Source organism: Pseudomonas sp. 102515, assembly GCF_031085165.1.
In the GTDB taxonomy this organism is placed as follows: Bacteria; Pseudomonadota; Gammaproteobacteria; order Pseudomonadales; family Pseudomonadaceae; genus Chryseomonas.
The window spans coordinates 402,537-415,954 of the sequence record NZ_JAVHTY010000004.1 but is presented as its reverse complement, the minus strand read 5'-3'; the positions used below and the strand labels follow the sequence as shown (position 1 = coordinate 415,954).

The following is a 13,418-nucleotide window of genomic DNA, read 5'->3' as shown; positions in this document are numbered from 1 at the left end:
TAAACGAAAGCTGCCAACGGCGGACGAGTGGCCGCCCGGCCCGTCAGTGCTTGGTCAGCCGATCCAGATAGCCCATGGCGAAGGCCGACACCACGAACACCAGATGGATGATCACGTACCACTTGAGGTATTCGGGATTGGTGTTCTGGGCATCCATGAAGATGCGCAGCAGGTGGATCGAGGAGATGGCGACGATGGACGCGGCCACCTTGTTCTTCAGCGAGCCCGAATCCATCTTGCCCAGCCAGCTGAGCTTTTCCGAGCCTTCGTCGATGTCCAGCTGGGACACGAAGTTCTCGTAGCCGGAGATCATCACCATGACCAGCAGGCCGCCCACCAGCGCCATGTCGATCAGCGACAGCACCAGCAGGATCAGCTCGGCCTCGGTGGATTGGAAGATGTGCGGCAGGACGTGGAAGACTTCCTGAAAGAACTTGAGCGCCAGCAGGACCAAGGCCAGGGACAAACCCAGATAGATGGGGGCCAGCAGCCAGCGGGAGGCGTAAAGGGCTTTTTCGATCAGACGTTCCATGCAGACTCGCTCGGATTACCAGGGCCGGGCGAGTATACCGGGGCGGTGCGGGCGGACCAATGCGGCAGGTTGTACCTGACTCAGGCGTCGGGGCCGACCTGGAAACGCACCTGCTGGTGGGCCCGTTCGCCGTTCATCTTGCGCAATTCGCTCTGCATGTGCAGGCGCCAGATCTGGGTCTCTTCGACCTGGATATAGCCCTGCTCCACCAGGTTTTCGGCGATGGCGGTCATGACGCCTTCGGCCGCCTTGGGACCGTGGAAAGGCCCCTGGGCCTTGATCGCGGTAGGCTGCTGGCCATTCAGGCCGGCGGCGCACAACAGGGTCCAGAGGCCCTGTTCCTGACCGAGCGGCTTGATTTCGCATTCGATACGGGTGACGAGGCCCAGGCAGGGACGGATCAGGGTAATGGTGCGGGACATGGCGTCATCCTCTCGAAGCGCTCGATGCTCGCCGGTCCTAGGCCAGAGGTATCCACAAAGGCTGTGGACAACCCTGTTGGTCAACAGGGGGCAAGCGGGTCTGGGCGCCGTGCTACTTGGGCTACGACGCCTTGTACAAAATCCGACCTGCCCCCTGGAGCTCAGTTCTCCTCCGCTTCGTTGTTTTTCCCTTTTGCCTTGGAGTTATCACTGAGTTTGTCGGCCAGTTCATCTTCCAGCTCGAGCTCGGCGATTTCCTTGAGACGCTGTACCACGCGCGCATTGACGCTGCCGTCGGGGAAGCGACCCTTGGCATCCGGTGCCCCGGCGGGCTCGCCCACCAGCAGCGAAAGCGCCTCGTCCGCCTGGCGGACGGCATAGACATGGAACAGCCCTTCGCGTACCGCTTCCAGCACGGTCTCGTCGAGCATCAGGTTGGTGACGTTGGCACGCGGGATGATCACACCCTGCTCGCCGGTCAGACCGCGGGCCTGGCAAAGGCGGAAGAAGCCTTCGATCTTCTCGTTCACGCCACCGACCGGCTGCACCTCGCCGAACTGGTTGATGGAGCCGGTGATGGCGAAGCACTGCTTGAGCGGCGTGCGGGACAGCGCGGAGATCAGGGTGCAGGCCTCGCCGAGGGAGGCGCTGTCGCCGTCGACATAGCCATAGGACTGCTCCAGAGCGATGCTGGCCGAGATCGACAGCGGAAATTCCTGGGCATAGCGACTGCCCAGGTAGCCGGTCAGGATCATCACGCCCTTGGAGTGAATGGGTTGCCCGAGGCTGACCTCGCGCTCGATGTCGAGGATACCGCTGGCGCCCGGGTAGACCGTGGCGGAGATGCGCGCCGGCATGCCGAAGGCGGAATCGGCCACCTCCAGCACGGTGAGGCCGTTGCACTTGCCCACCGCGGCGCCCTGGGTGTCGATGAGGATGAGCCCGGTCAGCATGTCGTCCAGCACCCGGGCGCAGACGCGACCGGTGCGGGTTTCCTTGGCCCTTAGCGCGCGCTCGACATGGCCCTTGTCGGTACGCTCGTCGCCGGCCAGGTGGCGGATGAAGTCGGCTTCGCTGACCAGCTGGAACAGATCGCCGATACGCGCCGACAGCCGTCCCTGGTGCTCGGCCAGCCGCGCGCTGTAGGTGGCCAGCCGCGCCACGGCCGCGGAGGTCAGGGGCGCCATGCCCTCCTCCGAGGTTCGCGTCTTGAGCAACTGGGCGAACTGCTCGAGGCTTTCGTCACGCAGCGGCAGCTCTTCATCGAAGTCCACCAGCACCCGGAACATCTCCTGGAAGTCCGAATCCAGCTCCTGCAGGGTGTAGTAGATGTTGCGCGAGCCGATGATGATGACCTTGAGCTGCAGCGGGATCTGCTGCGGCGCCAGGCTCATGGCGGTGAGACGCCCCAGCTCGGCCAGCGGCGATTCCATCTTCAGCTGACGCGAATGCAGGGCGCGCTTGAGTGCATCCCAGACGAAGGGCTCGGTCAGCAGCTTGTCCGCCTCGACGATGAGGAAGCCGCCATTGGCGCGGTGCAGCGCGCCGGGGCGCAGCTGGCGATAGTTGGTGTAGAGCGCGCCCTGGTCGGACTGGTATTCGATACGACCGAAGAGGTTGTCGTAGGTCGGATGGGACTCGAACACCACCGGGGCACCACCGGTGACGTGGTGGCCGATGATCAGATTGGGCTCGTACTGCTCGCGCAGTTCCTTGCGCCGCTGCATGTCGGGCTTGGCGTCGTCGGCCAGCTGCTCGACCACCGTCTTGAGCAGATCCACCTGCATGGCCTGCAGATAGGCGCAGACCCCGGGGTTGTCGTTGTACTTCTCCGACAGCGGCGCCAGCAGCGGCTGCAGGGCCTGGATGATGGTGTCTTCATTCAGGGCACGCAGCTGGTTGCTCGACTCGCGCCGCCACTGCGGCAGGCTGGCCAGCTCTTCGTTGAGGCGCTCTTCAAGGCTGGAGATGTCGGCGTGGAACCGCTCGCGCTCGGCCTCGGGCAACTGGGCGAATTCGGCTTCATCCAGCGCCTTGCCTTCCTTCATCGGAGTGAAGGCGACGTTGTTGGCGTCGCGGTAGAGGGCGATCTCCTTTTCCAGGGCAAGCTTTTCCACCACGTCCAGCGCCTGGTCATAGCGCTGGTTGAAGGCGCGCTCGATGGCGCTCTTCTTCTGCTGGAAGGCCGGATGCTCGAATACCGCCGGGAAGGTGGCCAGCAGGTTGTCGATGAAATGGGCCATGTCAGCCACGAAGGCCTCGCCCTCGCCGGGTGGCAGCTCCAGCACGCTTGGCGCCCGGGGCTCTTCGAAGTGATTCAGGTACACCCAGTCGTTGGGCGTCGGCTGGCGCTTGGCTTCGGCCTTGAGATAGCGCTGGACGAAGGAGAAACGACCGGTGCCCGGCTCGCCCATGACAAAGACGTTGTAGCCGGGCCGCGGCATGGCCACGCCGAACTGCAGGGCCTCCACCGCGCGTTCCTGACCCAGGATGCCGCGAAAGGGCTCGAGCTGATCGGTATCGGCGAAGGAAAACTGTTCGGGGGCGAAGGGGCGGGTCAGCTCATCAGGGGCGAGCCGGAGACCGGCTGCGACGGGATCGTGCATCGTAAATCCTTGTCAGGCATGCAAGCAGTGCCCGCATTCTGCGACCGGGATGACAGCCGAAGCAAGGCAAGCGGCGCTCCGCCGCATATTTAAGCGCAGCGGTTCGAATGGCTCGCCATGACGTCCGTCGGTATTTTTCAACGCGCGCGTTTTTTGACGAAATTCTCACTAGACGCCAACTAAGCTCTCTCCATAGGGATCAGACGTAGTATCCCGTGAGGAGGCTCCCATGGCTGTCTCTCGTCGTCTCGCTCCGTTGTGCGTCCTGCTGGCCAGTCTCGCGGCTTGCACCAGTTACCACGACCAGTTGATCGCCAAGGGCTACCCCCCGGCCTATGCCGACGGCTTCAGCGACGGTTGCCAGACCGGCAAGCAGGCGGTCAATGGCATCGGTTACGAGCACAAGGACGCCCGCCGCTTCGCCGCGGAAAAGCCCTACCAGCAAGGGTGGGATGCGGGCTACGCGCAATGCGTGCAGGTGGCCCAGCGCGAAGAGCAGCAGCGCTTCATCGAGCAGGTCCGGGAAAATCGCGAAAGCGCCGAATCGCTGCTGCTGCGCTCGAAAACACGTTGAGGTCGCAGCCAACCTTGCGACCCTGACAGGATGACCTATGCTGGCGGGCCCGCTAGTCGAGCCTTGTCGATGTCTGCCCGCTCTCCGCTGTTCGCCGTCGCCCTGCTGCTGGTCGCCATGACCTCGATCCAGACCAGCGCCAGCCTGGCCAAGACCCTGTTCCTGCGTCTCGATCCGGTGGGCGTCACCACCCTTAGGCTGATCTTCGCGGCCCTGGTCCTGCTGATCGTGCTGCGCCCCTGGCGCAACTTTCGCCGCGCGGCGCTGGGCAGCCTGCTGGGCTATGGCGTCGCCATGGGCGTGATGAACCTGACCATCTACCTGGCCATGCAACGGCTGCCGATCGGCATCGCCGTCGGCCTGGAATTCGTCGGCCCGCTGGTGGTGGCGCTGTGCGCCCTGCGCCGCTGGCTGGACCTACTGTGGATCGTACTGGTGGTGGCCGGCCTGGCCGTGCTCCTGCCCTTCGGCCACAACGCCTCGGCACTGGATCCACTGGGCACCACCCTGGCCCTGGGTGCTGGCGCCTGCTGGGCGATCTACATCGTCCTGGGCAAGCGCGCCGGCGCGGTCCACGGTACCGGCACGGTGGCTTTCGGCGCCAGCATCGCCGCCTTGGTCGTGCTGCCCATCGGCATCGCCCACAGCGGCAGCACTCTCTTGCAGCCGGAAATCTGGCCGCTGGCGCTGGTCCTGGCGCTGATGTCCACGGCCATTCCCTATGCCCTGGAAATGGTCGTCCTGACCCGCCTGCCGGCCGCCACCTTCGGTACCCTGATGAGTCTGGAACCGGCGCTGGGCGCCCTCTCCGGCTGGGTATTCCTCGGCGAGATCCTGGGCGTCGCCCAGTGGTTCGCCCTCGCCTGCATCATCGTCGCGTCCATCGGCGCCACCTGGAGCAGCCGGCTGACCCCGGAGCAAACGCCGCTCTAGACACTCTATAGCGAGGCGAATCCTCACGCGGAGCGACGACGATGATCTATCTGATAATGGGCGTCTCGGGCAGTGGCAAGACCACCCTGGGCGAACTCCTGGCCAGCCGGCTGGACTGCCGTTTCGACGATGCCGACACCTTTCACAGCCAGGCCAACAAGGACAAGATGGCCCAGGGCGTCGCCCTCACCGACGAAGATCGCTGGCCCTGGCTGGATGCCATCCACGACGCCATGCAACAGGCGCAGGCCGAAGGCACCACCCGGGTGTTCGCCTGCTCGGCGCTGAAGAAGGTCTATCGCGACCGCCTTCTGAACGGCCTGGAAGGCGTCCGGCTGCTGTTCCTCAAGGGCTCACCGGAGCTCCTGGCCGAACGCATCGGCAGTCGCCGCGGGCATTTCTTCGATCCCAAGCTCCTGCAGAGCCAGCTCGACACCCTGGAGGCGCCGGATCACCTGGAAGCCCAGGTGCTGGACGTGCGCAAGGCGCCCGAGCAGCTGGTGGACGAGGTGCTCGAGCACGGCCACGGCGCCTGAGCGCTGCAGCCGCCGGCTCAGACCGCGACCGGCGCCTTGATGTGCGGATGGGCCTGGTAGCCTTCCAGTTCGAAATCCTCGAAGCGGAAGGCGAACAGGTCCGTGACCGCCGGATTGAGCTTCATGGTCGGCAGTGGCAGCGGTTCGCGGGTCAGCTGCAGATCGGTCTGCTCCAGGTGGTTGGCATAGAGATGGCAATCTCCGCCGGTCCAGATGAATTCGCCCGGTTGCAGTCCGGTGACCTGGGCCACCATCAGGGTCAGCAGCGCGTAGCTGGCGATGTTGAAGGGCACGCCGAGGAAGATGTCGGCGGAACGCTGATAGAGCTGGCAGCTCAGCCGGCCATCGGCGACATAGAACTGGAACAGCGCATGGCACGGTGGCAGCGCCATCTCGTCCACCAACGCCGGATTCCAGGCCGAGACGATCAGGCGCCGCGAATCGGGCTTGGCGCGGATCATGTCCACCACCCCGGCGATCTGGTCGATATGGCGCCCATCCGGTGCCGGCCAGCTGCGCCACTGGTAGCCATAGACGGGGCCCAGTTCGCCGTTCTCGTCGGCCCACTCGTCCCAGATGGACACGCCGTTGTCCTTCAGGTAGCGGATGTTGGTCTCGCCCTGCAGGAACCACAGCAATTCGTGGATGATGGATCGCAGATGGCACTTCTTGGTGGTAACCAGGGGGAAGCCCTCGACCAGATCGAATCTCATCTGGTGGCCGAAGACGCTGTAGGTCCCGGTGCCGGTGCGGTCGCTCTTGAAGGTGCCGTGTTCGCGCACGTGGCGCATCAGGTCGAGGTACTGTTTCATGGCGGGAGCGCTACCTGGCAAAAGGCAAATGGTATCAAATCGCGCCTCGCGAAAGCGGTCGCGCTTGTCGCAGCACTGACCATCGGACACAAAAAAGCGGCCCTGAGGCCGCCCTTTCTTCCAATCCTCAGCTATTGGCCGGCGGCGCCATGAGGGTCGCCGTTTCGCGTTCGCGCCGGCTGATCTCCGAGGCCGTGGCATCCATGGCTTCCTGCAGGCCCTGCAGTCGCTTCTTCTCAGCGCGGCGGGTGAAGTACCAGGCGAAGAAGGTGAACAGCGAGACCGCCAGGAGGATCAGGCTGGCGATGGCGTTGATCTCCGGCTTTACGCCCAGGCGCACCGCGGAGAACACCTCCATCGGCAGGGTGGTCGAGCCGGGGCCCGAGACGAAGCTCGCCAGCACCAGGTCGTCCAGCGACAGGGCGAAGGACATCATGCCCCCCGCTGCTAGGGACGGCGCGATCATGGGAATGGTGATCAGCAGGAACACCTTCCACGGCCGGGCGCCCAGGTCCATGGCCGCCTCCTCGATGGACAGGTCCAGTTCGCGCAGGCGCGAGGAGACCACCACCGCCACATAGGAGGAGCAGAAGCTGGTGTGGGCGATCCAGATGGTGGTCACGCCCCGGTCCTGCGGCCAGCCGATCAGTTGCGCCATGGAGACGAACAGCAGCAGCAGCGACAGACCGGTGATCACCTCGGGCATCACCAGCGGCGCCGTGACCATGCCGCCGAAGACGGTGCGGCCGCGGAAGCGCGGGATGCGGGTCAGCACGAAGGCCGCCAGGGTGCCGAGGATCACCGAAGAGATGGCCGTGTAGAAGGCGATCTCCAGGGAGCGGAACACCGCGCTCATCAGCTGGGTATTGTCCAGCAGTCCGACGTACCACTTCACCGACCAGCCGCCCCAGACGGTCACCAGCCGCGACTCGTTGAAGGAGTAGATGACCAGGATGACCATCGGCAGGTAGATGAACAGCAGCCCGAGCACCAGCATCAGGTTGGTGAACTTGAGGCCTCTCATAGCTTGCCCTCCAGTTCCTTGGCTCGGCTCCAGATTGGAGAGCCGGTTGAACAGCACGATGGGCACAGAGTGGCTTTCTGGCTCACAGCTTGCCCTCCAGTTCCTTGGCTTGGTTGCGGTTGAACAGCACGATGGGCACGATGAGGATCACCAGCATCACCACCGCCAGGGCGGAGGCCACCGGCCAGTCACGGTTGTTGAAGAATTCCTGCCAGAGCACGCGGCCGATCATCAGGGTCTCCGGGCCACCCAGCAGCTCGGGAATGACGAACTCGCCCACCGCCGGAATGAACACCAGCATGCAGCCGGCGATGATGCCGTTCTTGGACAGCGGCACGGTGATCTTCCAGAAGCTGGTGAAGCGACTGGCACCCAGGTCGCCAGCGGCTTCCAGCAGGGTCAGGTCGTGCTTCACCAGGTTGGCGAACAGCGGCAGGATCATGAACGGCAGATAGGAATAGACGATCCCCAGGTACACCGCGAAATTGGTGTTGAGCATCTGCAGCGGACTGCTGATGATCCCCAGGCTCATCAGGAAGCTGTTGATCAGGCCGTTGGTGGACAGTAACCCCATCCAGGCATAGACGCGGATGAGGATGGCGGTCCAGGTCGGCATCATGATCAGCAGCAGCAGCACTGTCTGCTTCTCGCGACTGGCCCGGGCGATGGCATAGGCCATCGGATAGCCGATCAGCAGGCAGATCAGGGTGCTGATGCCGGCCATCTTCAGCGAACCGAGGTAGGCGTCCAGATACAGCGGATCGTCGGCGAACATCAGGTAGTTGCCGAAGTTGAGCGCGATATCCAGTTGCTGGTCGGCGTAGCTGAACAGCTCGGTATAGGGCGGGATGGCCACGTCCGCGACCGAGAAACTGATCTTGAGCACGATCAGGAACGGCAGTAGGAAGAACAGGAACAGCCACACGAAGGGCACGCCGATGGTCAGGCGGCGGCCATCGAGCAGGCGCTTGAGCAAGGGAGGTCTGGTCATGCTTGCAGTACCACGCCGCTGTCGTCTTCCCAGTACACCACCACGGCGTCATCCCAGGTGGGTCGCTTGCCGAGGCGCTCGGCGTTGGCGATGAAGCACTGGACGATGGGGCCGGTGCCCAGCTTGACGTGATAGACCGAGTGCCCGCCCAGGTAGGCGATGTCGTGCACGGTGCCGCTGCACCAGTTGTAGTCGGGATGCTCGTGATCCGCCGGCAGGCTGGTGCCCATCAGTAGCTTCTCGGGGCGCAGGGCGAAGGTGACCTGCTTTTCCTGGGCGCGGGTGCTGATGCCGTGACCGATGTAGATCGGTCGCTCCAGTTGCGGACTGTGGATGATGGCGTGGTCGGCACCGTCGTCGGTCAGCTCGCCGTCGAAGACGTTGACGCTGCCGATGAACTCGCAGACCAGCCGGCTCGCCGGAGTCTCGTAGATGTCCATGGGGCTGCCCACCTGGGCGATCCAGCCTAGGTGCATGATGGCGATGCGCTCGGCCATGGTCATGGCCTCTTCCTGGTCGTGGGTCACCATCACGCAGGTCACGCCCACGCGCTCGATGATCTCCACCAGTTCCAGTTGCATCTGCGAGCGCAGCTTCTTGTCCAGGGCGCCCATGGGCTCGTCGAGCAGCAGCAGCTTGGGCCGCTTGGCCAGGGAGCGCGCCAGGGCCACCCGCTGGCGCTGGCCACCGGAGAGCTGGTGCGGCTTACGCTTGGCGTACTGGGCCATGTGCACCAGCTTGAGCATCTCGGCCACGCGGGCGTCGATCTCGGCCTTGGGCAGCTTGTCCTGCTTGAGGCCGAAGGCGATGTTCTGCTCCACGCTCATGTGCGGGAACAGCGCATAGGACTGGAACATCATGTTGATCGGCCGCTCGTAGGGCGGCATGTCGGTGATGTCCACGCCATCGAGGAAGATGCGCCCTTCGCTGGGCCGCTCGAAACCGGCCAGCATGCGTAGCAGGGTCGACTTGCCCGAACCCGAGCCGCCGAGCAGGGCGAAGATCTCACCCTTGTTGATGGTCAGGGAGACGTCGTCGACAGCGACGGTTTCGTCGAACTTCTTGGTGACCCGGTCAATCTTGACCAGGACTTCCTTGGCTTTCTTGTCGCCGGTGGCGGCTTTCTTGAAGGCACTGGTGGCAGTCGCCATGTACATCTCCCCAGGAAAATCGGGGACCGGCCGGGCCGGTCCGCTTTAGCGTTGGTTATTTGCCGGACTTGACCCGCGTCCAGCTGCGGGTTTCCAGGCGCAGGATCTGCGGGGGCAGCTCCTTCATGACGTACAGCTTGTCCATCACCGCCTGTGGCGGATAGACGGTCTCGTCCTGCCGCAGCTCGGCATTCATCAGCTCGCCCGCCTTCGGATTGGGGTTGGCGTAGCCAACATAGTCACTGACCTTGGCGATGACCTCGGGCTGCAGCAGATAGTTGATGAAGGCATGAGCCTCCTTCACGCTCTTGGCATCCTTGGGGACGGCCAGGAGGTCGAACCAGAGGTTCGCGCCCTCCTTGGGAATCGCGTAGCCGATGTTGACGCCCTTCTTCGCTTCCTCGGCACGCGAACGCGCCTGAAAGACATCGCCCGAATAGCCGAAGGCCACGCAGATATTGCCGTTGGCCAGATCCGAGATGTACTTGGAGGAATGGAAATAGGTGATGTACGGCCGCACCTTGAGCAGCTGGGCCTCGGCCTTCTTGTAGTCGTCGGGATTGGTGCTGTTGGGATCGAGTCCCAGGTATTGCAGGACTGCCGGATAGACCTCATCGGGCGAATCCATGAAGGAGACGCCGCACTTGCTCAGCTTCTTGAGGTTCTCGGGTTCGAACAGGATGGCCCAGGAATCGAGCTTGTCGGTGCCCAGCGCGGCCTTGACCTTGTCGACATTGTACCCGATGCCGTTGGTGCCCCACAGGTAGGGAACGCCGTATTGGTTACCCGGATCGCTCTTTTCCAGCTGCTTGAGCAGCGCCGGATCGAGGTTCCGCCAGTTCGGCAGCTGGCTCTTGTCCAGTTTCTGGAAGGCGCCCGCCTTGATCTGCTTGGCCAGGAAGTTGCTCGAGGGCACCACCACGTCATAGCCGGTGTGGCCGGCCAGGAGCTTGCCTTCGAGGGTTTCGTTGGAATCGAAGACGTCATAGACCGGCGTGATGCCGGTGGCCTGCTGGAAATCCTCGAGCGTGGTCTCGCCGACGTAGTCGCTCCAGTTGTAGACGCGTACCGTCGGCTCGGCGACGGCGGTTCCCATGACGGTCAGGGTGGTCATGGCCAGCAGGGTTTTACGCAACGAAAGCACGGGCGGCTCCTTTCATGGTGGGCATCAAAGGCGACACCCTTTCAGCGGTCCTTACAGACGGACGGCACGCCGGAGTGACTCCGGCGTGCCGTCCTTTCAGCCGCACGCGGCGACAGAACTCACTTGCCGGACTTGATGGTGGTCCAGGTACGGGTCATCAGACGCTGGGTCTTGGCCGGAAGATCCGGGAAGGCGTACAGCTTGGCCATGGTTTCCTGGGTCGGATAGATCCCCGGGTTGGTGCGGATCTCTTCGGCCACCAGCGGGGTCGCCGCCTTGTTGCCGTTGGGATACTGCACGTAGTCGCTGACCGCCGCGATCACCCTGGGCTCCATGATGTAGTTGATGAACTTCAGCGCGCCCTCGGGATTCTCGGCATCCTTGGGAATGGCCATGGTGTCGAAGAAGGTGCCAGCGCCTTCCTTGGGAATGTTGTAGGCCACGGTCACGCCGTTCTTGGCATCGGCCGCCCGGGCCTTGGCCTGGGCGATGTCGCCGGAGTAGCCGACCGCCACGCAGACGTTGCCGTTGGCCAGGTCCGAGATGTACTTGGAGCTGTGGAAATAGGTGATGTACGGACGCACCTTGAGGAACAGTTCCTCGGCCGCCTTGATCTCCTTGGGATCCTGGCTATCCGGCTTGTAGCCGAGGTAGTGCAGACCGGCGGGAATGATCTCGGTGGGCGAATCCAGCACGGCCACGCCGCAACCCTTGAGCTTGGAAAGGTTCTCGGGCTTGAAGATCAGGTCCCAGGAATCCACCGGCGCATTGTCGCCCAGGGCAGCCTTGACCTTGGCCGGGTTGTAGCCGATGCCGATGGTGCCCCACAGGTAGGGGATGGCGTACTGGTTGCCCGGATCGCTGACTTCCAGGGTCTTCATCAGCTGCGGATCCAGGTTGCTGTAGTTGGGCAACTTGGACTTGTCCAGCGGCTGGTAGACGCCGGCCTTGATCTGCTTGGCCAGGAAGGAGTTGGACGGCACCACCACGTCGTAGCCGGAACGGCCGGCGAGCAGCTTGGCTTCGAGGGTCTCGTTGCTGTCGTAGACGTCATAGACCACCTTGATCCCCGACTCCTTCTCGAAGTTGGCGATGGTGTCTTCGGCAATGTAGTCGTTCCAGTTGTAGACGTGCAGGACCTTGGGGTCCGCCGAGGCGTTACCGGCAAAGAGGCCGGCCAGGCTCAGCGCTAGAAGAGTCTTGCCAAAAACATTCATGCGGTGGTGCTCCTCAAGTCATCGTTGGTCTTTTGATTCGGTGCGCGGCCAGCGCCCGCGCGCAGTCTGGCAAGGTCCGCCGCCGGGCTCAAGCCTTGGCGGCCATCAGCCACGCTGGCGCAGCAGCTCATGGGTCTGATCGAGGCTCAGCCGCGCCAGGGTGACTAGTTCGTCGATGGACTCCGGCGTGATCACCAGCGGCGGCGCGATGATCATGGTATCGCCCACCGCGCGCATCACCAGGCCATTGCGGAAGCAGTGCTCGCGACAGAGCATGCCCGCCCCACCCTCGTACCGCGCCCGCGTCTTCTTGTCGCGTACCAGCTCCAGCGCCGCCACCATGCCGACGCCTCGGGTCTCGCCCACCAGGGGGTGGTCGGCCAGCTCCGCCCAACGCTTTTGCAAATAGGGTGCCGTGGCGCTGCGAACCCGGTCGACGATGCCTTCGTCGCGCAGGATGCGGATGTTTTCCAAGGCCACGGCAGCGGCCACCGGATGCCCGGAATAGGTGAAGCCGTGATAGAACTCGCCGCCCTCGTCGAGCACCCTGACCACCTCGTCGCGCACCACCACGCCGCCCATGGGCACGTAGCCGGAGGTGAGCCCCTTGGCTATGGGCATGAGGTCCGGGGCATTGCCGTAGTACTGGCTGCCGAACCATTCGCCGGTGCGACCGAAGCCGCAGATCACCTCGTCGGCGATGAAGAGGATGTCGTACTTGTCGAGGATCTGGCGCACCCGCGGCCAGTAGCTTTCCGGCGGTACGATCACCCCGCCGGCGCCCTGGATGGGCTCGGCGATAAAGGCGGCGACGCGCTCTTCGCCGACCTCGAGGATCTTCCGCTCCAGCTGATCGGCCGCCCAGATGCCGAACTCCTCCGGACTCATCTCGCCGCCCTCACCGAACCAGTAGGGCTGCGGGATGTGCACGATGTCGGGCAGCAGGCCGCCCTGCTCGTGCATCGCCGCCATGCCACCCAGGCTGGCACCCGCCAGGGTCGAGCCGTGGTAACCGTTCCAGCGACCGATGACCACGCGCTTCTCCGGTTGCCCCTTGGTCGCCCAGTAATGGCGCACCAGGCGCAGCACGGTGTCGTTGGCCTCCGAGCCGGAGCCGGTGAAGAACACGTGGTTCATGCCTTCCGGCGCCAGTTCGGCGATGGCCTTGGCCAGCTCCAGCACCGGCGGATGGGCGGTCTGGAAGAACAGGTTGTAATAGGGCAGTTCGCGCATCTGGCGGCTGGCCGCCTCGACCAGCTCTTCACGGCCATAGCCGACGTTGACGCACCAGAGCCCGGCCATGCCGTCGAGGATGCGCTGACCCTCGCTGTCCCAGAGATGGACGCCCTCGGCACGGGTGATGATGCGCGCGCCCTTCTCGTTGAGCTGGCGATAGTCGGTGAAGGGCGCCAGCAGATGCCGGCGACTCAGGTCCTGCCAATGGGCGGTGGTAAAGTTGTTCACGAAGCCTCTCCT

General features: G+C 63.9%; 13 protein-coding genes. 3 read left to right on the top strand and 10 right to left on the bottom strand.

Going from position 1 to position 13,418, the window contains the following annotated elements; genetic code table 11:
- Positions 1-43 precede the first annotated feature (43 nt).
- The 3 genes from RCF34_RS17515 to RCF34_RS17505 all read right to left on the bottom strand — a co-directional run bounded on the left by RCF34_RS17515 (position 44) and on the right by RCF34_RS17505 (position 3,560).
- Positions 44-532 carry a TIGR00645 family protein gene (locus RCF34_RS17515; RefSeq protein ID WP_133861321.1) on the bottom strand — a complete coding sequence of 163 codons (489 nt, stop codon included), beginning with the start codon at positions 530-532 and terminating at the stop codon, positions 44-46.
- Positions 533-612: 80 nt separating this feature from the next.
- The gene (locus tag RCF34_RS17510) at positions 613-954 is read right to left on the bottom strand and encodes a hypothetical protein (protein ID WP_007160783.1); all 342 of its coding nucleotides are present in this window, start codon (positions 952-954) and stop codon (positions 613-615) included.
- A 161-nt stretch (positions 955-1,115) separates the two neighbouring features.
- Positions 1,116-3,560: an AAA family ATPase gene (locus RCF34_RS17505; protein ID WP_308709314.1), complete on the bottom strand. Its 2,445-nt coding sequence runs from the start codon at positions 3,558-3,560 to the stop codon at positions 1,116-1,118.
- A 229-nt stretch (positions 3,561-3,789) separates the two neighbouring features.
- Between RCF34_RS17505 and RCF34_RS17500 the strand changes: the two genes are divergently transcribed.
- From RCF34_RS17500 to RCF34_RS17490, 3 genes are all read left to right on the top strand, one after another.
- Positions 3,790-4,134 carry a hypothetical protein gene (locus tag RCF34_RS17500; protein ID WP_308709313.1) on the top strand — a complete coding sequence of 115 codons (345 nt, stop codon included), beginning with the start codon at positions 3,790-3,792 and terminating at the stop codon, positions 4,132-4,134.
- A 69-nt stretch (positions 4,135-4,203) separates the two neighbouring features.
- The gene (locus RCF34_RS17495) at positions 4,204-5,067 is read left to right on the top strand and encodes an EamA family transporter (RefSeq protein WP_308709312.1); all 864 of its coding nucleotides are present in this window, start codon (positions 4,204-4,206) and stop codon (positions 5,065-5,067) included.
- Positions 5,068-5,108: 41 nt separating this feature from the next.
- On the top strand, positions 5,109-5,603 hold the full coding sequence (locus RCF34_RS17490; protein WP_308709311.1) for a gluconokinase: 495 nt from the start codon (positions 5,109-5,111) through the stop codon (positions 5,601-5,603).
- Between the two features lie 17 nt (positions 5,604-5,620).
- On the opposite strand, the gene RCF34_RS17485 is transcribed toward RCF34_RS17490, so the two are convergent.
- The 7 genes from RCF34_RS17485 to RCF34_RS17455 all read right to left on the bottom strand — a co-directional run bounded on the left by RCF34_RS17485 (position 5,621) and on the right by RCF34_RS17455 (position 13,406).
- Positions 5,621-6,415, bottom strand: a complete 795-nt coding sequence (locus RCF34_RS17485; RefSeq protein ID WP_308709310.1) for a thymidylate synthase — start codon at positions 6,413-6,415, stop codon at positions 5,621-5,623.
- Positions 6,416-6,542: 127 nt separating this feature from the next.
- Positions 6,543-7,439, bottom strand: a complete 897-nt coding sequence (locus tag RCF34_RS17480) for an ABC transporter permease subunit (protein WP_308709309.1) — start codon at positions 7,437-7,439, stop codon at positions 6,543-6,545.
- 82 nt (positions 7,440-7,521) lie between these two features.
- Positions 7,522-8,430 carry an ABC transporter permease subunit gene (locus tag RCF34_RS17475; protein WP_308709308.1) on the bottom strand — a complete coding sequence of 303 codons (909 nt, stop codon included), beginning with the start codon at positions 8,428-8,430 and terminating at the stop codon, positions 7,522-7,524.
- Positions 8,427-9,581, bottom strand: coding sequence for a polyamine ABC transporter ATP-binding protein (gene potA, locus RCF34_RS17470; RefSeq protein ID WP_308709307.1), 1,155 nt, complete (start codon positions 9,579-9,581; stop codon positions 8,427-8,429). Before potA ends, RCF34_RS17475 begins: the two co-directional genes overlap by 4 nt.
- A 55-nt stretch (positions 9,582-9,636) precedes the next feature.
- Positions 9,637-10,695, bottom strand: coding sequence for a polyamine ABC transporter substrate-binding protein (locus tag RCF34_RS17465; protein WP_308709502.1), 1,059 nt, complete (start codon positions 10,693-10,695; stop codon positions 9,637-9,639).
- Between the two features lie 149 nt (positions 10,696-10,844).
- The gene (locus RCF34_RS17460) at positions 10,845-11,942 is read right to left on the bottom strand and encodes a polyamine ABC transporter substrate-binding protein (protein ID WP_308709306.1); all 1,098 of its coding nucleotides are present in this window, start codon (positions 11,940-11,942) and stop codon (positions 10,845-10,847) included.
- Between the two features lie 105 nt (positions 11,943-12,047).
- The gene (locus RCF34_RS17455) at positions 12,048-13,406 is read right to left on the bottom strand and encodes an aspartate aminotransferase family protein (protein WP_308709304.1); all 1,359 of its coding nucleotides are present in this window, start codon (positions 13,404-13,406) and stop codon (positions 12,048-12,050) included.
- Between the last annotated feature and the right edge of the window lie 12 nt (positions 13,407-13,418).